Origin of the sequence: Rhizobium sullae (assembly GCF_025200715.1) — a bacterium.
Classification (GTDB): Bacteria; Pseudomonadota; Alphaproteobacteria; order Rhizobiales; family Rhizobiaceae; genus Rhizobium; species Rhizobium sullae.
This window is the reverse complement of sequence record NZ_CP104145.1, coordinates 57561-79677: the sequence shown is the minus strand read 5'-3', so window position 1 is coordinate 79677 and position 22117 is coordinate 57561. Positions and strand designations below refer to the sequence as shown.

At 60.0% G+C, this 22117-nt stretch carries 18 protein-coding genes and 1 pseudogene; 5 read left to right on the top strand and 14 right to left on the bottom strand.

The window, feature by feature from the left end; all coding sequences use genetic code 11:
* Nucleotides 1-366: 366 nt before the first annotated feature.
* The 10 genes from N2599_RS34405 to N2599_RS34360 form a co-directional block, all read right to left on the bottom strand.
* Nucleotides 367-978, bottom strand: a complete 612-nt coding sequence (locus tag N2599_RS34405) for an NIPSNAP family protein (protein ID WP_027513127.1) — start codon at nt 976-978, stop codon at nt 367-369.
* Nucleotides 965-2719: an FAD-dependent oxidoreductase gene (locus N2599_RS34400; RefSeq protein ID WP_051336812.1), complete on the bottom strand. Its 1755-nt coding sequence runs from the start codon at nt 2717-2719 to the stop codon at nt 965-967. The genes N2599_RS34405 and N2599_RS34400 overlap by 14 nt, the downstream gene beginning before the upstream one ends.
* On the bottom strand, nt 2709-4484 hold the full coding sequence (locus tag N2599_RS34395) for an FAD-dependent oxidoreductase (protein ID WP_051336811.1): 1776 nt from the start codon (nt 4482-4484) through the stop codon (nt 2709-2711). Before N2599_RS34395 ends, N2599_RS34400 begins: the two co-directional genes overlap by 11 nt.
* Before the next feature lie 247 nt (nt 4485-4731).
* Complete coding sequence (locus N2599_RS34390; protein ID WP_027513126.1) at nt 4732-5556, bottom strand: sugar phosphate isomerase/epimerase family protein; 825 nt, start codon at nt 5554-5556, stop codon at nt 4732-4734.
* 162 nt (nt 5557-5718) lie between these two features.
* Complete coding sequence (locus N2599_RS34385) at nt 5719-6534, bottom strand: SDR family NAD(P)-dependent oxidoreductase (protein ID WP_027513125.1); 816 nt, start codon at nt 6532-6534, stop codon at nt 5719-5721.
* 11 nt (nt 6535-6545) lie between these two features.
* A complete protein-coding gene (locus N2599_RS34380) occupies nt 6546-7373 on the bottom strand; it encodes a shikimate dehydrogenase family protein (RefSeq protein WP_027513124.1) in 828 nt (275 codons plus the stop codon).
* 18 nt (nt 7374-7391) lie between these two features.
* Entirely contained in the window at nt 7392-9899 is a 2508-nt protein-coding gene (locus tag N2599_RS34375; RefSeq protein WP_027513123.1) for a branched-chain amino acid ABC transporter ATP-binding protein/permease, read from the bottom strand.
* Nucleotides 9900-9909: 10 nt separating this feature from the next.
* Nucleotides 9910-10764, bottom strand: coding sequence for a branched-chain amino acid ABC transporter permease (locus N2599_RS34370; protein WP_027513122.1), 855 nt, complete (start codon nt 10762-10764; stop codon nt 9910-9912).
* 164 nt (nt 10765-10928) lie between these two features.
* Nucleotides 10929-12128, bottom strand: coding sequence for an ABC transporter substrate-binding protein (locus N2599_RS34365; RefSeq protein WP_037143629.1), 1200 nt, complete (start codon nt 12126-12128; stop codon nt 10929-10931).
* Between the two features lie 53 nt (nt 12129-12181).
* On the bottom strand, nt 12182-13066 hold the full coding sequence (locus tag N2599_RS34360) for an NAD-dependent epimerase/dehydratase family protein (RefSeq protein ID WP_051336810.1): 885 nt from the start codon (nt 13064-13066) through the stop codon (nt 12182-12184).
* A gap of 237 nt (nt 13067-13303) precedes the next feature.
* On the opposite strand from N2599_RS34360, the gene N2599_RS34355 reads away from it, so the two are divergent.
* The 5 genes and pseudogenes from N2599_RS34355 to N2599_RS34335 form a co-directional block, all read left to right on the top strand.
* On the top strand, nt 13304-14137 hold the full coding sequence (locus N2599_RS34355; RefSeq protein ID WP_027513120.1) for an inositol monophosphatase family protein: 834 nt from the start codon (nt 13304-13306) through the stop codon (nt 14135-14137).
* Between the two features lie 94 nt (nt 14138-14231).
* On the top strand, nt 14232-15329 hold the full coding sequence (locus N2599_RS34350; protein WP_037143626.1) for a Gfo/Idh/MocA family protein: 1098 nt from the start codon (nt 14232-14234) through the stop codon (nt 15327-15329).
* Nucleotides 15326-16171 (top strand): IclR family transcriptional regulator, encoded by an 846-nt coding sequence (locus N2599_RS34345; protein WP_051336809.1) that lies wholly within the window; start codon nt 15326-15328, stop codon nt 16169-16171. The genes N2599_RS34350 and N2599_RS34345 overlap by 4 nt, the downstream gene beginning before the upstream one ends.
* 122 nt (nt 16172-16293) lie before the next feature.
* Nucleotides 16294-16887 (top strand): protein NO VEIN domain-containing protein, encoded by a 594-nt coding sequence (locus tag N2599_RS34340; protein WP_027513118.1) that lies wholly within the window; start codon nt 16294-16296, stop codon nt 16885-16887.
* A 92-nt stretch (nt 16888-16979) separates the two neighbouring features.
* Nucleotides 16980-17164, top strand: a pseudogene (locus N2599_RS34335) (IS21 family transposase); the annotation flags it as partial.
* A gap of 109 nt (nt 17165-17273) precedes the next feature.
* Here the strand turns inward: N2599_RS34335 and N2599_RS38065 are convergent.
* The 4 genes from N2599_RS38065 to N2599_RS34315 form a co-directional block, all read right to left on the bottom strand.
* Entirely contained in the window at nt 17274-17714 is a 441-nt protein-coding gene (locus N2599_RS38065) for a MerR family transcriptional regulator (RefSeq protein WP_087004485.1), read from the bottom strand.
* Between the two features lie 1044 nt (nt 17715-18758).
* Nucleotides 18759-19934 carry an E22 family MetX-like putative esterase gene (locus N2599_RS34325; RefSeq protein ID WP_027513116.1) on the bottom strand — a complete coding sequence of 392 codons (1176 nt, stop codon included), beginning with the start codon at nt 19932-19934 and terminating at the stop codon, nt 18759-18761.
* Nucleotides 19935-20100: 166 nt separating this feature from the next.
* Nucleotides 20101-20892 carry an AttM family quorum-quenching N-acyl homoserine lactonase gene (attM, locus tag N2599_RS34320; protein WP_027513115.1) on the bottom strand — a complete coding sequence of 264 codons (792 nt, stop codon included), beginning with the start codon at nt 20890-20892 and terminating at the stop codon, nt 20101-20103.
* Nucleotides 20893-20939: 47 nt separating this feature from the next.
* Nucleotides 20940-22100 carry an iron-containing alcohol dehydrogenase gene (locus tag N2599_RS34315; protein ID WP_027513114.1) on the bottom strand — a complete coding sequence of 387 codons (1161 nt, stop codon included), beginning with the start codon at nt 22098-22100 and terminating at the stop codon, nt 20940-20942.
* Nucleotides 22101-22117: the final 17 nt, after the last annotated feature.

The following is a 22117-nucleotide window of genomic DNA, read 5'->3' as shown; positions in this document are numbered from 1 at the left end:
CATTGTTCGCGGGGTTGATCACATCGACGTGGGCTTCGAGCACTGAGCGCAGCAGATGTCCATGCCGGTGTATCCACCAGCTGCTCGAATGAGGAGGGCCGCGTTCGAGTTGCTATATCCAACGTTATGTTATAACATATCGCATAAGCAGATTTATGGAACTGATCTGCATATCCCAATCCACCGAATTCCGCTCCAGGCGACGATCGCATGGAACAGTTACCACCATAAGCCACATCAGACCCTCAGCGACTAACTGTATTTGCATGGTTAGTGTGTGATAGTTCATTCTCAAACATCAGCATAGTCAGCAGTTTCAAATCGCCCCGCCAAGAAGCCAAGCCGGAGCGACGGATCCAATGGCGGTTACTTCAATGGAGAGTTTGCCGTTGGGTAGGCGATGGTGGAATGCATGTCGGTGGTCAGCCAGTCCGGGCCGCCTTTCGGTGGCCATATGCCCTTGGCGACGGAATCCGCGCGGATCTGGCCGCGGTCGTTGACGGATGCATAGGGCCAGATATGCGTCATGCGCGGCCGGCCATCGATGCCATAGAGGCAGATGGTCAGTTTGGACAGTTCGCTGCGTGGCGGAACCGCCGCCTCCCAGGCACGGATTGTCGGCTCCAGTCCGCCCGTCTTAAGGATATAGGTGCGGAATTCGTAGGCAGGCCCGAAAGTGCCGGTCTCGACCGGCGGGAGAAAGGGAAACGGTTCGTAGCCTTCCAGGCTGAGTGCCGTCAGCCATTCGGCCGAACCGAAGGGATTGGACGCGCGCAGCGTGCGGTCACGTTCCGCATCGTAGTCGGCCGGCGTATCGAAACCGCGCAGCACAAGCACGCGGTTCAACGCACCGATATCGGCAAAGAAGATGCCGAGCAGACGACCCTTTCCTTCACTCGCAAAGGCTTCGATGGCAGGCGCTGCCTTTCCGGCCGCTCCCATCGTCGTGGACAGTGTCGCTATCTCATAACGTTGCATGGCTGGTCCTTTCATTCGTCACGATGCCGGGTTTTGTTCCCGAGAGGTCCTTGGTATTACCGGAAGCGTGCTTGGCGACACGCCAACCGAAGACGATAGCCGGCCCGATAGTGGTTCCGGGACCGGGATATGTTCCGCGAAAGATCGATGCGAGATCGTTGCCGCAAGCGTAGAGACCCTCGATCGGTTCGCCAGCCTCATCGAGAACGCGCCCGTATTCGTCACCAGAGAGCCCGGCGCTCGACGCGAGATCGGAGGGCTGAACGGCGACCGCATAGAAGGGAGCCTTCCCGACGGGCGCGAGGCAGGGATTGCCGCCGGCCTGCGCATCGCCGTTGAAACGGTTGACGATCGATGACCCGCGCCCGAACGCTTCGTCCACACCGCTTGCGGCAAATCCATTGTAGGTATCGATGGTCTCCTTGAGAGCCAAGGCATCGCAACCGATCCTGCCGGCAAGTGCGGCAAGGGTCGCAGCCTCGATCACGTAACCAGCCTTCACCATGGCGGAGAGGTTGCGCGCTCCCGGCAAGACCAATCCGAGGCCATAACGCTGCATGAACGTTGCATCGCAGACAAGAAAGGCGGGTATCGAACCGCTGGCGATCTGGCCCATCGAGAAATCATGATAGGAGTCGGCCTCGTTGACGAAGCGCCGGCCCGCGGAATTGACGGCCAGCAGGCCAGGCTTGGCACGGTCGAGAATGATGTGAGGCCAGACCGCAAGTCGCCCGTCCGGCCGCCGGTAGGATGAGCATGGCATCCACAGCGCCGGGCTGTCGCCCCCATCCTCGAAACGAGCGCCGACGGCCGTGGCGACATCCGCGCCATCGCCGGTATTGCTTTCCGGAGCGAGCGCGTAATCGCGCGCGCCCTTCGGAAACAGCCTTTCCCGGATCCTCTTATTCCAGCAGACGCCGCCAGTCGCCAGGACAACACCCTTGCGAGCGCGAATGCGACGAACGCCCGAAGGCCCGTCAATGACGGCACCGACGACCTGGCCGTGTTCGACAAGCAGTTCCCGGATGCCCGCGTTGAAGAGAATGGGTACTTTGGCCTTGCGCAAGCTGTGCAGTAACCGCCCCACCAGCGCGTTTCCCATCAAGAGCCGCGTGCCGCGCCGGTAAGTCGCACGATCGCGGGCATATCGTCCGACGATGGAAAGCGCCTCGCGCAGATTGCCGATCGATTTGAACGGCGCCAGAAGCGACCCAAGTTCCGCGCGTCCGACCATCATGCCACCAAGGCCCATGAATTCCGGACGCGGCGGACGCACGCGTGCAAAATCCTCGCGACTGAGCAGCCTGCCGTCAAAGGTCAACGGAGCGAGCGCGCGGCCACCATAAGCCGACCCCGGTCCATCAAGATAATCGGGATGAGCGGCCGCCGCGGCGAATTTCACATCAGTCCGTCTGTCGAGCTCCTCGATTGCCTGGCGACCGGACGCAAGAAATGCCTCGCGCAGCCGGATACCGCCTCGATTTGCGACGACCGCCTGAAGAAATTCTCGCGCATCCTCTACCCTGTCCGGAACACCGGCTCGCTCGGAAAGATGCGTACCGGGAACCCAGGCAGTCCCGCCAGATGTCGATGTTGTGCCACCGACCTGCCCGGTTTTCTCGCACAGAACAACGCTCAATCCTTCCAGCGCCGCAACCAGTGCCGCCGTCATGCCGCCCGCCCCTGCTCCGCAAACCAGCAGATCGACCTCTTCGGTATCCTGCCCGAATTCAGACCGCATTTTCCTTGCTCCCATGATCTTGATGTTCCGCCGCATCGCGCGCGATGCTTTCGGCAGCCAGAAATCCGAATGTCATGGCCGGACCAAGCGTGATGCCGCCACTCGGATAATAGCCGCCCATGATGCTGTTCATGTCGTTGCCCGCCGCATAGAGGCCCGGGATCGGCTGCCCCTCCCCGTCCAGAACCCGCGCATCGACATCGGTAACGATGCCGGAGAAAGTGCCGAGGCTGCCGGGAACAATGCGCACAGCGTAGAACGGTCCGTCGACGATCGGAGCAAGGCACGGATTGGGCTTGTGGTCCGGGTCGCCCTGAACGCGTTGGTAGGGCGTTGTCCCGCGATGAAAGGCGGGGTCGTCGCCGCGCGCGGCATGCCTGTTGAAATCGTCGATGGTGCGCTGAAGGCCGGTCGGATCAATACCGCAGCGGCTCGCCAGCTTCGGTACAGTCGCGGCCCGCGTGAGATAGCCATTTCTCAGCCAGCGTCCCATCGGTATCGGGAAAGGCTTGACTGCGCCCAGGCCGTAGCGGCGGATGAAACGATGATCGCAGATCAGCCACGAAACGGCCGGCTCACCTTCGGGCGTCGCGGCAATCATCTCCCTGACGTAATCATAATAGGGGCCGCCCTCATCGACGAACCGACGACCGGAGGCCATTACTGCTATGATGCCGGGCTTGCCGCGCTCGACCAGATGCGGAAAGCGGCCGACGCTTCCGTCGGTGCGCGGCACCAGCGATACCGGTGCATAGGCCGCAGCCTGCGCCATCCGGCCGGACACGTGTCCACCCGCCGCCTCCGCAAGCCGGATGCCATCGCCGCTATTGGTCTCAGGTGCTGCGGACCGGTGCGGCGTTCCGGATCGGACGTGCGGCAACTGCTCCCGAAGACGGCGTTCGTCATGCGGGAAGCCACCGGTCGCCAGCACCACGCCATGTCCCGCGACGATATCGTGTCGGATTTCTCCGCTCGTGAAGGCAGCGCCGACAACGCGCTGTCCATCCCGCAGCAATTCGCACACCGCCGCGCCGGTTCGAAGCTCCACACCCGCATCGACCGCGGATCGCAGTAGCCGGGCAACAAGAGCATTGCCATTCATGAGCTGCACCGGCTGGCCATGAAAAAGGAGGTCGCGGAAATGCTTCACAAGGCGACGCGAAACATAGGTGAAGGCCGACAGCGAGCGGGTGGCCGAAAGGAACATGCGCATGTCCTGGCCAGCCGCTATTCCCATGCCCATCAAAGTTGTCTCGGCAATGGGCCGGCGCAGGCGGCCGAGCAAGCCGCCGAGCAGGCGGCCGTCATAAGGTGCCGCAACGACCGAGCGCCACCCGGTCGCCGCCCCCGGCACATTGCCATAGAAGTCAGGCACGCCGCTTCCCGGATTGAAATGGACTTCTGTTTCGCGCTCGAAGAAATCCAGCATACGGGGCGCGGCCTCCAGGTATCCCTCGATCATCCCGCTGTCATAGGCATTGCCGAGGATGTGGCGCAGATAGGTCTTAGGGCCATCCACATCCTCACCCCTGCCGGCCGCTATCGCATGCGGCGCATTCGGCACCCAGAGCCATCCGCCCGAATAAGCAGTGGTACCGCCGAAGACGTCTGCTTTTTCCAGCACCACGACCTTCATACCCAGGTGGGCGGCCGTGACTGCCGCCGATAAACCGCCGGCTCCCGACCCGATGACCAGGACATCGCATCGAAGGCGCTGTCGGCCCTCGGCGGGCCTGCCGTTCGCGACATGATCGACATCTGGCATGTTCGGCTCCTCAGCCCTTATCAGATGGCAGCCGCGTGCCGCGGGGCACCGGACGCTGCTGTCGCAAGCAATGGACAGAATGTCGCCGGAACGACCGCTCCCGAAGCGGATAGCCGCCCAAATGTGAATTTGCCGCTGTCGCCGTTCGCAACGGATTTGATGACACGCACTGTCTCCTCCTGCAGTTTTGCGTTCCATGAACCACCGTTTTCCTCGACAGACGGCGGGTCGACAAAAATCGCGGCCGCTATCGGCCATGCCCTGCGCGGGCAACCACATCGCGCGCGGTCTTCAACGCCATGGCAGCCCGTTGCGCGGGCGTGTGGAGCGCTGCAAGTTCACGGGAGGCAACCTCGACGCTGATAGGCGCTTCTGCCGGCATCGAGCGGATGAAGGATACGAGATCAATTCCTCCGGCGCCGGGCATCATGCGCTCTCCCCTCGCCACACGGATAAGAGCTTCGTCGCTCGGATCGTAGTCCTTTGCCGCGTCGCAGAGCTGTATATAATTGACACAGCGCGTCGGAATGGCGTCAAGATCGCTCGCTTTTCTCCCGGACCGGTCCCAATGAAGAGCATCGGCCAGAACGCCACCGTTCGGCTCTGCGGCGGCCTCGACGACGGCAATCGCCTGGGTGGCATCTTGTACGGCGGTCCACGGCATGAATTCGAGATCTGCCGTCAACCGATATTTCGATGCGAGCGCAGCAAAGGCGGCAAAGTTTTCCGTCAGCCGCGCCTGTTCCGGGTCGTCCCCTGCCACGAGGATGTTCGACGCGCCAAGCGCTGCCGCACATTCAAGGAACGGCACGAATTCATCGGCTTTTGTCTGCGGTTTCAGTCGAACGATCTCCACGTCTCCGACCCGGATACCGCTATCCGCAATCGCCCTGCGTGCTTCGGCCAACAACGCCTTGTCGGTGAGAAGCGGATATGGCCCCTCTCCCGATGCAGCGGCTGGCAATATCCGAAGGCCGACACGGTCAAATCCGGCCTCGCCCGCGATGCGGATAGCCTCGACAGGCCCGACATCCGCAACAGTCAAGAAGGCTAGCGCGTATAGTCTCGTCATCTATCTTACCTCTCCTCCCGGCTCGGCAGGCCATGGCCTTCCCGCTCGAGTTCGATATACAACCAACATGAGTGGAATTTCATTACAAACTGGAATACTGTTCAACTTCAAATCAACCAAGAGCTATCAGTCGATATAATGCTGCGACAGCCCCAGCCGTCATCAACGGACTTTGTCCGGACGGCCGGGGATGAGGTTGAGCATTCCTTCGGAAAGGCCACCATCAATGCGCAACGCGACCCCGGTGATATAGCTCGCCTTGTCGCTGGTCAGGAAAGCTACAGCATCGCCGATATCCCGCGGCGTTCCAATACGGCCGAGCGGCACGAGGCTTTCACGTTTTCGGCGGGTGTCTTCATCCTGATAGACCGTTTCCGTCAGCGGCGTTCTGATCATACCGGGACATACGGCGTTGACCCTGATCCCATCGCCGGCCCATTCCTGAGCCAACTGCCGACAAAGCATGACCAAACCGGCCTTGGCTGTCGAATACGCACCGTAGCCGGGATGCGGCGACAATCCAGACATGGAGGCTACCGCAGTGATCGTGCCTCGCGTTTCGGTCAAGGCGGGATAAGCGGCGCGTGCGAGAAGCCATGTGGCGCGCAGGTTCAGGTCCAGCGTCGCCTGCCAGTCTTCATCGGGCAGGTTCGCCAGCTTGCCCGGCCGAGATTGCCCCGCATTCGACACGATCGAATCCAGTCGCCCGGCCCAGTCAATCACCTGGCCGATCAGATTGTTGCAGGCACCGGCATCCGTCAGGTCCGCAACGAATGCCCTCGCCTCGATCTCGCCTTCACCGTCAGCCGACGTGAGATCCGAGACCAGGGCTGAAAGAGCCATGCTTTCGCGGCTTCCATGAACCGCAAGCCGCAGCGAATGCCCGGTCAACCGCGCCTCCTCGGCGAGCGCTTCACAGACCCCGCGACCGATGCCGCCGCTTGCGCCGGTTACCAGCACCGTCCGTGCCGCAGTCATGGTCTTCTCCATCAGGCTGACGCCGTTGAGGCATTGCCGAGCGCCTGCAGGAAGAATTTGAGCATCAGGTTCTGCTCCGCCTTGTACATGTCGATGCCAACACTCGTCCGGCATCCCTTCTTCCGCGCGGCTTCGATCCAGGGGGAAACGGCCGGCGCGGTGATGACACATGCGGCAAACGCTTCAGGCGAAAGCTTTTCGACCTGGACCGGGAATGGATCCTCAGGCCGCATGCCCATCGGCGTTGCGTTGACCACCAGCTCGAAACCGGTCGGATCGCTGGATCCTGCCTTGACACGATCACCGTAGAACTCCTGCAGGCGTGTGATCAGCTCCTCACGGCGCTTGGCGTCCACGTCGAATATGGCGAGTTCGGAAACGTCCGCATCCAGAAGCGCCTGGGCAATTGCTCGGCCAGCCCCGCCTGCGCCGACCAGAAGTGTCTTCTTGCCGACCGGGTCGCCGCCCTGCGAGCGGATACCGCCGAGCATTCCAAGCCCATCGAACATCTCGCCATGCCATGTACCGTCCGCGTTGCGGCTGAGAACGTTGATCGAACCGACAATGCGCGCACGCTCCGTTGCTGTGGCGCAATGCGTCAGCGATACGAACTTGTGTGGGATCGTCACGATAATGCCGTCGATATTCTTGGTGCGGCCGGCGGTGCGAATGAAATCATCGACGTCGTCCACCGAGGTCTGGATCGGCACGACCACAGCGTTCAGGCCAGCCTCAACGAAGGCCGCCGTCATGCCCGCCGGCGATTTCACCTGAGCAATGGGGTCACCGATAATCGGGTAGATGCGTGTTGCACCGCTGATGTAAAATGGCTGGGTCATAGAAAGTGTCCTTTCCTGTCAGTGTTCGCCGGCCACGCCCAGAAGGCGGGCCTGGGTTGCGGTATCGTTTGCGAGGTCATAGGCGCTGCCTTCGTAGGCGACCTGTCCATTGACCATGATGTAGGCCCGGTCGGTGATCGAGAGGATGCTCTCGGCGTGGTGCTCGACAATCACCAGGCTGGCACGGTCGCGCAGTTTGACCACTGCTTCCATGATGTCCTGAACGATGGCTGGCGCCAGACCTTCAAAGGGCTCGTCGAGAAGAATGACCTTGCTCGGAACCATCAGTGCCCGGGCAACGGCAACCATCTGCCGCTCGCCACCGGAAAGCCCCTGAGCCTTCTGCTTCTGGAGGATCTTGAGCTTCGGGAACAGCTCGAATACCTCCTCGACGCTGATGCCACCCTCGCGGCGGGCGAGCAGGAGGTTTTCCATGACGGTAAGGTGCTGGAAGAGCCGGCGACCTTCCGGAACAATGGAAAGGCCGAGCCTGTTGATCTCGAAGGATGGCCTCCGGGTAATATCGCGGCCATCGAGCGTGATCTTTCCGCCCGTCACGTCGACGGTCGACATGATGGCCTTGAGCATCGTGCTTTTGCCGACGCCGTTACGCCCCAGAAGCGCGACGACCTCTCCCTGGCGGACTTCGAAATTCAGGCCGTCGAGCACCTGGCTTCCGTCATAACCGGCGTTGACGTTTTCGAGCTTCAGGAGAACCGGTTTTGCCGGTTGCGCCGGATCCGGCTGCTCGATAACCACCGCAGCGGCATCGTCTCGCGCCGTGCCCATATAGGCTTCGATGACACCGGGATCGCGTGCCACTTCACGCGGCTTGCCGTCGGCAATGAGGTGTCCCTGATGCAGCACTGTCAGCCGATCCGATATTTCCAGGACCCTGTCGATATCGTGTTCGATCAACAGCACGGCGTGCGTCTTTCCAAGCCGGTGGATAAGCTGGCCGACGATCTTGCGATCGGCTTCCGCCAGACCCGCGAGCGGCTCGTCGAGCAGCAGTATCTTGGCATCGGAGGCCAACGTGATCGCAATCTCCAACAGCCGCTGTTCGCCGTGCGAAAGATTGGAGCACTTCTCGGCAGCACGGTCCTCCAGGCCAACGACCTGCAGCAAGCTCCATGCACGACCGTTGACATCGGCGAAATCGTGAGCGTCGCGCCAGAGGCCATTGCGGATCTGGCTTTGTGCCTGCACCGCAAAACGGACGTTCTCGAAGACCGACAATTCACGAAAGACGCTGAGGATCTGGAAAGAGCGGGCGATACCGAGGCGAACACGCTTGTGCATCGGCAGACCGTTGATATTGCGCCCCTCGAAGAGAATCTCGCCTTCGTCCGCCTGAAGGATGCCTGTCAGGATATTGAAGAAGGTGGTCTTTCCGGCGCCGTTCGGGCCAATGAAGCTGTGCACCGAGCGGGGCATGACATCCAGGTCGATCCCGCGCGCGGTGACGATCGATCCGAAACGCTTGGAGACCTTTCTGACCGACATGACCGGCTTGGACGGATCGCCCTCGACGGCGGTGCTGACGAAAGGCTCTATCCGTGCCGGCCGTGCCGGGATCGTATCGCGAACCAGTGTCCAGCCGGATCGCCGCATCGTCCTGCGTGCGAAACCCTGGATGCCTTCGGGTGAAAGCAGCGCCATGAGGATGATGATCGGCGCGAAGATCAGCCACCAGTTCTCTGTCAGTGCCGACAACTGGTCCTGCAAAAGAATGAAGGCAATCGCACCCCAGAGCGTCCCCAGAAAATGGTTCATGCCACCCAGGATGGTCATCAGCAGCGCATCGCCGGCATGTTGCCAGTTAAGGCTGTTGGCATAGGCGCCGCGGATCATCAATGTGAGTAGCGCACCGGCGTAACCGACGAATACGGCCGAGATGACGAAGGCCTTCAGCTTCACCCGCTGAACATCGCAGCCGAGGCTCGCGGCGCGCTGTTCGTTGTCGCGGATAGCTTGGAGTGTGCGGCCGAACGGCGCATGAACGAGCCGCCAAAGAATGAAAATCGCCACCAGCACCGTGAGAACCACGAAGATATGAAAGGAGAGCGGCGAGCCGAAAAGCGGACGCGGCACATTCTGGATGCCGTTTTCGCCACCGGTCACTTCTGTCCAGTTGAAGGCGATCTCGTAGGCGATCTGGGAGCAGGCAAGCGTCAGCAGCGAGAAATACAATCCGCTTCTGCGAAGGATGACCGCGCCGATGCCGAACCCGATGACCGCCGAAACAACGACTGCGATGAGAAGGCCGGTGATTTCGTTACCGCCGAAGTACTGGAGGCCGAGCGCCACCGCATAACCGGCACACCCGAAGAAGACAGAGGCGCCGAAAGGGACGAGACCGGAATAGCTGACCAGCAGCGCGACGCCCATGCCGTAAAGCGTGTAGATGACAATCTGAGTGATACGGCTGACCGGGATCCCGAGCGGATAACTCGCGAACGTCAATGCGACGAAGACGACAGCCGCGATCAGAACCGGATGAAAAAGGAAGGAACGGGACTTCATTGGACGTTTCCTAGCGTTCGCCGAAGAGGCCGCGCGGGCGCACCAGCAGGATCAGCGCCATCAGCGCATACATTGCCGCGCCGGCCGCAGCGGGCCAGAACTGGATGGTCAGGGCCGTGACGACGCCGACCATCAGGCCTGCGACGATCGCCCCCGTGTAGGAGCCGAGGCCACCGATGGTGACGATGACAAAAGCAGGCATGATGGCGCTCGCAGCCATGGCCGGAGCGACGCTCCAAAGCGGCGCAGCCAGCATGCCGGCGGTTCCGGCAAGGCAGCAGCTCAGGGCAACGACACCGACAAACACGCGTGGCACATTGATGCCGAGCATGCCGACCATTTCACGGTCCTCGCTGCCGGCGCGGATGATGCGGCCGAACGGCGTACGAACCAGCAGGTACCAGAGCGCAAGCAGTATGGCGATCGTGCAGACGATAACGGCCATTCGATACTTGGTGAGCAGAATCGGGCCGATTTCGATGAAGCCGCGCAGGAATTCCGGTGGCGCGAAAGGACGCCCGCTTGGGCCCCAGAAATACTTGATCAGCGCCTCGATCAGCAGTGCCAGGCCGAATGTCACGATCAACCCGAAAAGCGGTTCCTTACCGTAGAGCCTGCGGATGAGCGCGACCTCGAACAACACCCCAACAAGTGCGCTCAGGACCGGAACGAGGACGAGCCCCCACCAGCCGAAAATCGGAACGAGGGTGATCGAAAAATATGCGCCCAGGGCAAAGATGGCCCCGTGGGCAAAATTCACGATGCCGAGCATGCCGAAGATGATCGACAGGCCGAGGGCAATCAGCACGTAGAGAAATCCCAGGACAAGCCCGTTGGCGACTTGGGACAGAATAAGTTCCAGCATGACACGCTCCTTGGAGCCCGGCCGGCAAGGCGAGGCTGGAAGGTGGAAGCAGAGATTGATGAAGTGGTGGGCGGCGGCGATGCTGTACCCCTAAACACCGGCCCCTATCGGGAAGGGCATGGCAGGGTCGATGCCGCCGCCTCGTCACATCGGCGGCGAAATCGTCAGAGATCGCCCATGTTGCATCCGATTTCCTCGCGGGAGCCGTAGAGCGCGTCCGTGCCCGGAACGGTCTGCAGCACGTTGAGGAATTCGTAGTCCTTGGTGATGTTCTTCTTGGCTTCGGCGATAACGATCGGGTTCAGCATCTGGTGGTCCCAGGAGCGGAACGAGATGCCGCGCTTCTCATCCCTCCAGGCTTCCAGCGCCTTGACGACGTCAGCAGGTTTCGTGGATTCCGCCTTGTCGAGAGCCTGAAGCAGCGTCCGCATGGCGTACCAGCCCATCCATGCACGATCCGGTGCCGGATGGCCGCCGTTCTGCTTGGCATATTCTTCGGCGAATGCCTTGTCTTCCGGCGGGTTGGAAGGATTGTCGTAGTACCAGATCTTCGAATAGATGCCCGAAGCCGCGCTCGCGCCAATGCCCCAGATATCCGTATCGGCCACGCCGATCTGCGCAAATGGCGCGCGTTCCTTCATGCCCATCTCGTTCCACTGCTTGAGGAAGGTCGAGATGTCGGAACCACCAAGGCCGCCAATGACGACATCGGGCCGGGCCGCGCGGATTTTCAGGATGTAGGATGTATAGTCCGGCGTATTGATCGGCGCCTCGTCCAAGGCAACGGTCTTCGCGCCGACTTTCTCACCTTCCTTCTGGAAGGACTTCACGATGTCCTTTCCGAAGGCATAGGACGCGGCCATGTAATACCAGTTCTTGCCGCGGTTGTTCAGTTCGCCGACAATTGCGCGAACCTGAGGAACCACCGGGAGCTGTACGCGAAACGCATAGCGGTGGCATTTGGCCCCTGTCAGGTCGGTCGCCGCTGCATTTGTCGCAATGAAGGGCACCTTGTTCTGCTGCGCGACGGCGCTGATCGCCAGCGCGGTCGCACTGTTGCCGCCGCCGACAACCGCAACGACCTTCTGTTCGTCGATCAGTCGCTGGGTATTCTGCTGAGCATCCTGCGGGGTCGGTTCGTCAAGCCAGATCACTTCGATCTGGCGGCCACGCACGGTGCTGTTGATCTCCTTCAGAGCCTGCATCGTGCCCTGGTAATGGAATTTGCCATGCTCGGCCTGCGCGCCCTGTTTTGGCATGACGAAACCGATGCGGATCGGATCCTCCGCCCGCGCGGTGCCGCTTGCGGCCATGATTGAGGCCAGTGCGGCGCTGCCGACCAGACATCTGAACTTTACTTTCATTGACTTCTCCTCCTCAAAAGACTGCCGGAGCGGTAGCCGCCCAATGATTGTTCTCAGGCCTCGACTGGCGCGGTGAGTGCCGAAATCGATGCATCGATGCCCGCCTCGATGGTCGTTGCCCTGTGTTCGCCGAGCCACGCAGGCACCGGATCGGACGCCAGCTCCGCAGGTATGCGGAGCGGCGGACCCTCGACTGAAATTCGGCTCCAACCGGTTCTCTGCTCGAGTGCCGAGGTGAATTCCGCCATGTCACGGGTGTCGCCGGACATGGTCAGCACGGTTGCGCCGTGCATCGGCCGCGTCGTTGCCGCCGCCAGAAGCCGCGCCACATCATCCACATGGACAAAGCCGACCCGTCCGGAGAACCGGATGGTCGCAGGCTCTCGCCTCAGGGAGGCTGCAATCGCGATTGAAGGTCCCGCGGCAATACCGCTGCTTTCACCCGGGCCGTAAACGACATAAGGGCGCAGTCCGAGGCTTGGCACCCCGTGGTCGGCCGCATAGACGCGTGCGATGCACTCTACCGCAAGCTTGGTAACTCCATAAAGCGTCAGCGGCTCGGGATGGACTGCGCTCGATGGGCCGAATACGCCGGCCGAACTCAGGTAGGCGACGGGGATGGAACGCTGCCGCGCCGCCTCGAAAACATTGGGGCTGCCCTTGATGTTCAGGTCCAGCGCCTTCACCGGGTTGCGGGCACAATCAAGGGTCATGATGCCTGCGAGATGGATGATGCCATCGCAATCTTCGGAAGCCCGGGAGATCGATTCCGGGTCTGTCACATCGCCCTCGACCAACTCGAAGGCTGACGGCTGGTCCATGCGCGCCAGCCCGGACGGGAGGTCGAGGATGCGCGCCGTGACACCTTGCGCCGCAAGCATCGCCGCGCAGCGGCGGCCGATGAATCCTGTTCCACCTACGAGCAAGACCTGTGTCATCCGCAATATTCCTCCGTGCTCTCTACCGAACGGCCGCAACGGACATGCTGTCCGGCGGGCATTCGGGCCTGGCGCTGCGCTCCTCAGGCAGCGGGCGATTGACACTTGTCATAAGATGGGATGACGTTCAAGAACTAAATCTGCTTCCATTTTATTCTCATGTTTGCGATGATCGACCCATCAAGCTGGCAGGCAGACTCGAACGCCGTGACTGGTGAGATGAACGGAGGTTGATCGATGACACTGACACGCAGGGATCTCGCCACCGTCGCAGACGTGCTACGGAATGTCTCAGCAGGCATCGTCTTGCCTCGCTTCGGCCAAACCAACGTTGTGCGGCAGAAAAGCTCGCGTCTCGATCTTGTCAGCGAAGTCGATGAACTGGCGGAAGAGGCGATCCGTTCTTCGTTTGCCACGGCATTTCCGGGCGCGCTTATCATCGGCGAGGAAGATTGCGGGACGGCTCCGGAACTGATGTTTTCCCGATATCAGAGCGGCCGTATGATCGTTATCGACCCGATCGACGGGACAAAGAACTTCACCTCCGGCCTTTCCGTCTTTGGCATGATGGTCGCCATTGCCGACGAACGGGAAATCAGCGGAGGGGTAATCTTCGATCCCATTTCAAATGAAGTTTCAATGGCTTTGAGAGGTGAAGGCGCCTGGACGGAATATCCGGACGGGACGCAGGAGACCCATCATACCGCGCCCGGACGTGACGTTTCGGATATGGTGGGCTTGGCATCCTGGATGTTCTTCAAGGAGCCCCATCGATCTCGCGTCCTCGCCGGCCTCGCGGCAACCGCCGGGGCGGCCGATTACCGCTGCGCGGCCCATCACCACCGACTTCTGCTGAAAGGCCACTACGATTTCGCGCTGTTCAGCAAATTGACACCCTGGGACCAGGCGGCGGGCTGGTTGATGCACCGCGAGGCCGGTGGGTATTCAGCGCGCCTCGACGGATTGCCCTTCCGTCCGACAGATACGGAGGGCGGCATTCTTTTCGCACCTGATGAAGCGAGTTGGCATGCCCTGCACAGCGCACTCGTCGCGCAACCGAGTGATAGATGAAAGGGCGGCCGAACGCACAATCGCACCGAGCCTAACCTTATCTTGAAGCAGCAATTCGTTTTTTATAAGCCGATATGCATGAGTGGAGGAGAGCATGCCAAGTTCAATCGCCGTTGCCGTAATCGGTGCCGGCGCCATCGGGCGTACGCACATCGATACAATTCGTTCGACGCCAGGCGTCAAGTTGGCGGGAATAGTCGACCCCACCGCAGACGCGCGGTCGTTGGCCGACACCAATGGCGTGCCTTATTTTCCGGATACCAACGCGCTGATCGCCGCGAAGCTCGCCGATGCGGCAATCGTCGCGACACCCAACGAGCTGCATCTGCCGGTATCCGAGGCTCTGTTAACCGCCGGATTACCCGTCCTTCTCGAGAAACCGGTCGCCGAAAGCCTCGTATCCGCCCTGAAACTTGTGTCCATCGTGGCTGCGACCGGCGTTCCGCTGCTGGTCGGGCACCACCGCCGTCACAACCCGATCGTCCGCACGGCCCGTGCCGCGATAGAGGCCGGCGATATCGGCGATCTGGTCATGGCGACGGTTACGAGTTCTCTCGCAAAACCCGCGCCTTATTTCCAAGCCGAATGGCGCCGGAAACCAGGTGTTGGAGGGCCGCTGTTGATCAATCTGGTGCACGAAATCGACCAGCTTCGGTATTTCTTCGGTGAGATCTCCACCGTGCAATCGATCACAAGCAACAGCAGGCGGGGTTTCGAGGTAGAGGACACGGCCGCGGTCTGCCTGACATTCGCAGGAGGCGGGCTGGCGACATTGTGCATTTCCGACGCCGCCGTCGGGCCATGGTCCTGGGATTTGACTGCCAACGAAAACCCGGCTCGCTTCCCCGCCTATGACGTGCCCGCACATTATTATGCCGGAAGCCGGGCGGGGTTGTCCCTTCCGGATCTCAAGTTGTGGAAACCCAGGGGCACGCCGGACTGGACCGAGACGCTGACATCACAGCATCTGCCGTTTGCCCCGGCAGGCACCTATGTGGCGCAGCTTGAGCATTTCGTCGACCTGGTAAGAATGGGTGGAATGCCTTTGGTATCGGCACAGGATGCGACGGCCAATATCCTCGTGCTCGATGCCATCGCCAGGGCGGGTGCTTCCGGCCAGTCGGTTGCGGTTGACCTCTCCCCGCTGACTCTATCACAAGACTTCAAATCGGAAGACAGAGGGCATTCATGAGCAGCGTCCTGGAGAAATCACTGGCGATCGTCGAACTTCTGGCGGATCATCCGACCGGCTTGCCGGTCTCGGCGATAGCGGCACACACCGAGCAGCCTGCCAGTGGAGTACATCGCACGCTGCAGGAGCTCGCGAGGCTCGGTTACGTTCGTCAGCTGCAGACGCAGGGCGACTACGTCCTGACGATCCGCATGCCGGCGATGGGACTTGGCTTCCTCGGACGCGCCGGAGTGACAGACGTCGCCCAGCCTATCCTCGACGCCCTTGCCGCCTTCAGCGGAGAATTGATCCGGCTTTCGGTTGTCGATAGCGGCAAGCTCATCTGGGTTGCCGTTGCGCAGGGCGCAACACGGGGTCTTCGTTACGACCCCGGCCAGGAACAGGGCGTCGTCGTCCACTTGGCGAGCTCTTCCGGCGGCAAGGCATGGCTTTCGACCATGAGTGACGAAGATGCGCTGGCGCGCGTCAGCGAGCAGGGCCTGATCAGGAAAGCCGACAGCGCCGGACCGAACGCACCAAGAAGTCTCAAACTGTTGCTAGATCAACTTGCCGAAGCGCGCACCCTCGGATACGCGGTCGCGGTCGATAGCTACCTGGCCGGAATGGCAGCCATGGCCGTTCCCGTTCGTTATCGCCTTTCCGGACCGGTGGTGGGCTGTCTTTCGATTGCTGGTCCCGCCGTCCGCATGACGGCGGCCCGGATGGCCGAACTCGCCCCGCACCTCAAGGCCGCCGCAACGGAACTTGGCGAGGCAGCATCGGGCTCGAAATATTTTCAGGTCAACATTCGAGCACTGGAGAGCGGATTGCGAGTAGATAGTGCTCAGCCCTCGCCTCGATGAGTTAAAGCACCTGATGATATCCACCGCTGGTAGTCTTTCCTCGCCGGCATATTTTGCAGCCGCGAAGCCCTCCGCAGGGTGGCGACCGGAACAGCTTATCAAGTGAAGCTGACGCTTCAGACGTGGAGCTAACCGTTCGTCAGCGTCAGCTGCAGAACAATCCATCGCGGGAGCGCGCGATCTTCCCTCGCCGAACGCTACGGATCGCAGGGCCTACAGGCCACGTTGCAAGCCCAAATGGTTCTGACCCGAACCGTGCCGCTGATGCGGTGCATTGGACAGCAGCATTTGAACGCGCCGACGGCCGCTGGCCTCTGCTCGTTGCTCACCTGCAAGGCTCGAAAGCTTTCGGGTGCGATTATCTCACCTTTGGTAGTGAAGAGGATTGCACCGAATTTCAGAAGGATCTGGATCGGATCGATTTGGTCAGCCGGTTCATCGAGACGAAGTCCGGCAGCGTGCGATTTTCGGACAACGAGTGGATCGCCGCCAACAATCTTGGTGAACGATATCACATATATCGGATCAGCTTTGACGCGGCAGAGCGCAGTCAAGCCCAACTAACGATTGTGCAGAATCCTTCGGCACGAGTAGAGGCGATAAGGACCGAAAGAGAGTTGTTGCTAGACAAGGTCAACAGCCGGCAGGAGTATGACCTTGTTGTCGCCAAACCGTCAGAGGAACCGCATTTTGGTCTCCAGCCGGCGCAGTATTAGGTTGCACTGTCGCGATTATTGAGGAGCATCCTCAGTCTAGCAACACGACGACCGGAGACCGAGGTGGTAAGGTCCGCTGCCAGACGGAAGCCATCGTCTACAATCGCGCGCTCATCGGCTTGGCACGCCCCTACGGTTCCATCCGAAGGCCCGCGCCAACACTAAGGGCAAGGTCGAGCGGCCGTTCCGGTACATCCGCAAAGACTCGTGCCTGGCCCAGCCTCGGGACTGGCCGGATACCGCTGCCCGCGCCAAGACCCTCCGCGTCGTCAGTGAAGCCTTAAGAGCTTTCAACTAATAACAACCGCAACATCTCGCAGTCCAGCGTCAGATCTGCGACCCTCCGTTCAAATGTGCATTTTCGTCTTCGAGCTGCTTCAGCTTCTTCACTCCGGAACGGCATCACTCCCATCGCGAGGCGTGGTCGCTTCTGGCGAAGACTCCTCTACTTCGAGGATTTCGCGAACCGCCGAAATCTTGCGTTCCAGCGCTACGACCCTCTGTTTCAACCGGGTGTTTTCGTGTTCGAGCTGCTCCAGTTCCTTCATTTCCGGAATGGCATCAATCGCGTCCCGAGGCGTGGCCGCTTCTGGCGAAGACTTCCCGAGATATTCGCGGATCCCCGGGATGGTCAGTCGTCTGCTTTTTCTATGCGATGCGATTTCATTTAACTGCGTAACCTGGTCAGCGTCGTACCGCCGGTGGCCTTTTTCCGAACGAGACGGTACGATGAGGTTCTCCTTCTCCCAAAGCCGAAGTGTCGATGGAGAAACGCCGGCTCGACGTGCAGCTTCCGCGATGTTGATATATTTTTTCTCGTGGTTCATCTCGGCACTTTCGTTCAGGCGCAATTTGCCGGTTATAGGCACGCTCGATTCAAGGAAGCGTCTTGAACGCTGCATTGAAAATGCGTTCGCATAGGAAAGAAACGGGCACGTTTGGAATCCCGTGGCAGGTCAAAATCAGTGCGGGATTTCATTAGCCATGTGTTCGATTACTCGCAACAGCGACGCTGGCGAATTTATCAGTCAGGTCCGCGAGAAAGGCACCGTCCAAGGGCTGATGCTGCTCACCGGCCGCGTCTAGGGCAACGTCATCCGCTCCCTTGCGCCGACCGAAGATAACGAGCTTGCGGGAAACGCTGGGCATTCTTTAAGAGACATTTCGCGAGTGCGCTGCGGAGGCTTGATCCATGACGATTTTCTATACGCCGCTTTTGAAGCTCACGGACTCCGCGGCAAGACCTTCAACGTCACCAATCCCTCGAACGGTGAGGTGATCGTCGCCCTGCCAGGCATGAGACGTGCCGAGGAGGGGCCGCGTCATGGACGCCGCTTACCAAGCGCTGAAGGAGTAAGCGAAGAAGACCGGCAAGCAATGTACCCCCGTTTTTCGCAAGCTCTACAACCTGAAGGTCGCCAATGACGACGACCACGCCCCGGTCTTGACCATGGAGATGGGAAAGCCGTTGGCCGAGGCGAAAGGCGGGGTCCTCTGTGGCGCGTCCTATGTCGAATGGTTGGCGCGGAAGCCAGCGCGTTAACGGCGACGCCAGCCGGACAAGCGGAACATCGCAATCAAGCAGCCGATCGGCATCGTCGCCGCGGTCAGGCCTTGGAATCTCCCCAACCTCTAGGGCCAACGAGATCGTGAAACTCAGCGCCGGGCTTGGCGGAAACGCGCCGCTCATCGTTCTCGATGACGCGTCGCGGCGAGTAAAAGCATACCGGACCGCCTCGGCTATCTTGGACTTGCCGGAGGCCGCTATATTCTGTTTAGGGACTCCGAGGACGGTGGGTGTGGCCGAACACCGCCTCGAGCACGGCAGCCTCTGCGGCCTCGCCTTAAGCAAAGGGAGGGCCCGCCCGCTCCTATTTGGCCTCAAGGAATGCTCGAATTCGCTCTCCCGCCTGAGCAATGCTCAACAAGCCATCCAAATGTCCTCGCGTACCTTCCAGTTCGACAAATTCGACCGGCGTACCGTCGGATTTAATAATCGTTCCTGTCTCCCGCACTGCATTTCCGGGAAAAATCAGGTCTTCGTCGGTATAGATCAGCATCACGGGCACGTCGATATTCAGAAGCCCTTTGTAGAGGCTGTCTTTGGGCTGTCCAGCGACGAACAGCTGATTGGCGCGCGCGAGATAAAGGAAATGGTTCGCATCTGACTGGGCTACTCGTGCTGCGCCCGCCTCGTTCAGCTTCGTGACAACCTTATAATCATTCGCCCAACTCTGCCCGGGATCCGCACCTTCGCTGGCCCAGTCACGCCCAAATGTACCGTCGGTCCATTCTGCCGAATTTGCCTGCAGTGTTAAAGTCTTCATCGCTTGAGCCAGCCCTGCATTCGGCGGCTGGCCTGTGTAATAATCTCCACCGTTCCAGTTTGGATCCAGTTTGATCGGTGACGCCCATACGTCCAGCCACGCGATAAGGTTCGCGTCTGCCCAACCAGAGGAAATGACCGGAATCACCCGCTCCAACTTGTCGGGATAGCGTGCTGCCCATTCATAGCTTTGCAGCCCTCCCATAGAGGCGCCCATGACAGCATGCCATTTCCCAATCCCCAGTTGCTCCATCAGCCCTTTCTGCGTATCAACGAAATCGCCGATTGTCATGATCGGGAAATCCATACCCCAAGGCTTTCCTGTTTTGGGATTGGTCGTCGCCGGGCCGGTGGTGATGACATTCGGATCGTTGGCACCGAGATTGACGGGTGTGTCGACCGACACAACAAAGTATTTATCCGTATCAACGGGCTTGCCGGACCCTATGATCGCATCCCAATAGCCGGCGCTTACATCCGCCTCCTTGTATTTTCCCGCCGCGTGACTGTTTCCGCTGAAATAATGCGGAATCAGGATGGCATTATCCTTGGCGTCGTTCAGCGTGCCATAAGTTTCATACCCCAGCCGCATTTCGGGAACCGTCCTGCCTCCACGTGTTACGAAGTTTTTCAGGGTAAATTCCCGCTTTTCAACTAATGGCTCGTACGCCAATGCAGGGCCGGCCATCATGGCAATAGTGATGAGTATTTTCAGACGCATTTACTTCTCCTTGGTCGGATTACCAACGAAACAAAGCGGTGGCCTCAGCCTTCCAAAGCCGTATCCTAGTCACTGGATTTCACATTGATCCAGGTCAAAACTTCTCAGCTTCTAAGGGCTTATTCGCCCCTGTGGGATCATGTCGCGGCCAGACCGCGGCGACTTCTCAAGAGTAATACTCTGGTGCCTTCTTGAAGCTCGACCACGCATCCGGGTCGTGACCGGTGACGACGTTTGCCCCCGTCCTTTCCGCGATTGTGCGCAGCTTCTGTACAGAGCGAACAGTATCCACCGTCGATGCGAGGAAGCCCGGCAGCGCCTTTTCTTCCCAATGGTCGAGTGTGTAGGCGGCATCGATCGTCAGAAGCAGCGGTTCGCTGCTGGGAAGGCGGACGAGAAAGGATTGATGGCCCATCGCATGGCCAGGACTGAAGATCGTCGTCAGCGTTCCGTCGCCATAAACATCATAAAAATCGTCTTGAGTGCCGTTCAAAAACTGCCATTTCAGACCCGGGCGATCGAAATCCTTGCGGATATAGCCGCCATCGGCAAACCAGTCGGGCGTGAAGGCATATTCATATTCGGCCCTCTGCACGATATGCGTGGCATTCGGAAAGCGGCCGATCGCGCCGGTATGGTCGAGATGCAGGTGGGACTGCACGACATATCTAACCTCGGCCGGATCGAAGCCGAGAGCTTTGACCTGATCGACGCAGCCTTTGTCCTTGTCAAGAACGGGCCAGTACACGTCGCAAATACCGCCCCAATGGCCGCGGGGGTCCGTTGCCACTTCAATGGCGTTGCCACCGTCGATGATCGTGTGACCGTCGGGATGGGTGATGAGGTAAAAGGGAACCGGGATTTCGTAGTCAGCGCCATTTCCTTGATTCATTTTGATGTTGTGCACCTTGCATTTCAGGGTGCCGGACTGAAGCATGTAAAGTCTGATATCCGTCACGTTGGATCCTCCCGCGGTGATTTGAACGGTGAATTTCTGCGAAAGCTTCAGAAGGCTTCCCGATAAAGGGCAAGCGCGTCTTCTTCCCGGACTTCGACTGGATTGTTGACGAGAAGGCGGGTTTGTTTCATTGCGTCTGCGGCGAGCATGGCGAGACTGTTGTCGGTTACACCGACATCGCGAAGCCGTCGCGGCGCGCCGCTTTCATCCATCAGCACCTGCATATGGGCAACAAAGTATTCCGAACGGGCAGTGGCGTCGCCGCTTCCCGTGACGCCAAGCACATCGGCAAGCTCGGCGTAAAGCGGGGCAGCCTCCTGTGCATTGTAGCGAAGGACTGGACCGAGCATCAGAGCGTTCGAAAGACCATGCGTAATGTGATAATGTCCACCGAGCGGATAGGCCAACGCGTGGACCGCAGCCACCGGGGAATTGGAGAAAGCCTGGCCCGCAAGCATTGCACCGAGAAGCATGCCTTCGCGAGCATCCCGATTTGTCGGCTCCTTGCAGGCAGCGATTAGATTGCTGCCGAGAAGCCGCAACGCCTCACGCCCAAGCGCGTCCGAAAGCGGGTTTTTCTTATGCTTACTTGTATAGGCTTCGATAGCATGCACCATCGCATCGATGCCGCTTGCTGCGGTGTGAACCTGCGGCAAACCAACGGTCAGTTCCGCATCCAGGAGCACGAAATCCGCATAGAGTTGCGGCGACACGACTCCCATCTTGGTCGTCTCGCCGGTGGTGATGATGGAAATGTTGGTGACTTCCGAACCTGTGCCCGCAGTTGTCGGAACGAGAACCAGTGGAACACGCGCCCCCTGAACTTTGCCGATGCCATACATTTCGGCGAGCGGTTGTGCCGACGACAGCAGCACCGCCGCGAGCTTTGCTATGTCCAAGGACGAGCCACCACCGAGACCAATCACAATATCGGCTGCGACTTGCCGCGCCTCCTTGACACAACCATACAAAACGCTTTCCGGTGGATCGGGCACAACCCTGTCAAAAATAGCCACACTGAAACCAGCCGCCTCCAGACTGGCGGCAATGGGCGCAATCAACCCAGCCTTCACAAGGCCCGCATCGGTGACCAAAAGCACCTTGCGCGCAGCAAAACGCTCAGCGATGAGTCCACCTAATCGCTTAGCTCCGCCCCACGCCATCTCCATGGATGGGACAGTTCGAAACTCGAATGGATTGATCGTCATTAACTCCTCCCTTATCG

What these genes read in the sequence shown, in the direction of transcription:
- N2599_RS34405 (WP_027513127.1), bottom strand. Translation starts at nt 978, where the DNA reads ATGCAACGTTATGAGATAGCGACACTGTCCACGACGATGGGAGCGGCC.
- N2599_RS34400 (WP_051336812.1), bottom strand. Translation starts at nt 2,719, where the DNA reads ATGCGGTCTGAATTCGGGCAGGATACCGAAGAGGTCGATCTGCTGGTT.
- N2599_RS34395 (WP_051336811.1), bottom strand. Translation starts at nt 4,484, where the DNA reads ATGCCAGATGTCGATCATGTCGCGAACGGCAGGCCCGCCGAGGGCCGA.
- N2599_RS34390 (WP_027513126.1), bottom strand. Translation starts at nt 5,556, where the DNA reads ATGACGAGACTATACGCGCTAGCCTTCTTGACTGTTGCGGATGTCGGG.
- N2599_RS34385 (WP_027513125.1), bottom strand. Translation starts at nt 6,534, where the DNA reads ATGACTGCGGCACGGACGGTGCTGGTAACCGGCGCAAGCGGCGGCATC.
- N2599_RS34380 (WP_027513124.1), bottom strand. Translation starts at nt 7,373, where the DNA reads ATGACCCAGCCATTTTACATCAGCGGTGCAACACGCATCTACCCGATT.
- N2599_RS34375 (WP_027513123.1), bottom strand. Translation starts at nt 9,899, where the DNA reads ATGAAGTCCCGTTCCTTCCTTTTTCATCCGGTTCTGATCGCGGCTGTC.
- N2599_RS34370 (WP_027513122.1), bottom strand. Translation starts at nt 10,764, where the DNA reads ATGCTGGAACTTATTCTGTCCCAAGTCGCCAACGGGCTTGTCCTGGGA.
- N2599_RS34365 (WP_037143629.1), bottom strand. Translation starts at nt 12,128, where the DNA reads ATGAAAGTAAAGTTCAGATGTCTGGTCGGCAGCGCCGCACTGGCCTCA.
- N2599_RS34360 (WP_051336810.1), bottom strand. Translation starts at nt 13,066, where the DNA reads ATGACACAGGTCTTGCTCGTAGGTGGAACAGGATTCATCGGCCGCCGC.
- N2599_RS34355 (WP_027513120.1), top strand. Translation starts at nt 13,304, where the DNA reads ATGACACTGACACGCAGGGATCTCGCCACCGTCGCAGACGTGCTACGG.
- N2599_RS34350 (WP_037143626.1), top strand. Translation starts at nt 14,232, where the DNA reads ATGCCAAGTTCAATCGCCGTTGCCGTAATCGGTGCCGGCGCCATCGGG.
- N2599_RS34345 (WP_051336809.1), top strand. Translation starts at nt 15,326, where the DNA reads ATGAGCAGCGTCCTGGAGAAATCACTGGCGATCGTCGAACTTCTGGCG.
- N2599_RS38065 (WP_087004485.1), bottom strand. Translation starts at nt 17,714, where the DNA reads ATGAACCACGAGAAAAAATATATCAACATCGCGGAAGCTGCACGTCGA.
- N2599_RS34325 (WP_027513116.1), bottom strand. Translation starts at nt 19,934, where the DNA reads ATGCGTCTGAAAATACTCATCACTATTGCCATGATGGCCGGCCCTGCA.
- N2599_RS34315 (WP_027513114.1), bottom strand. Translation starts at nt 22,100, where the DNA reads ATGACGATCAATCCATTCGAGTTTCGAACTGTCCCATCCATGGAGATG.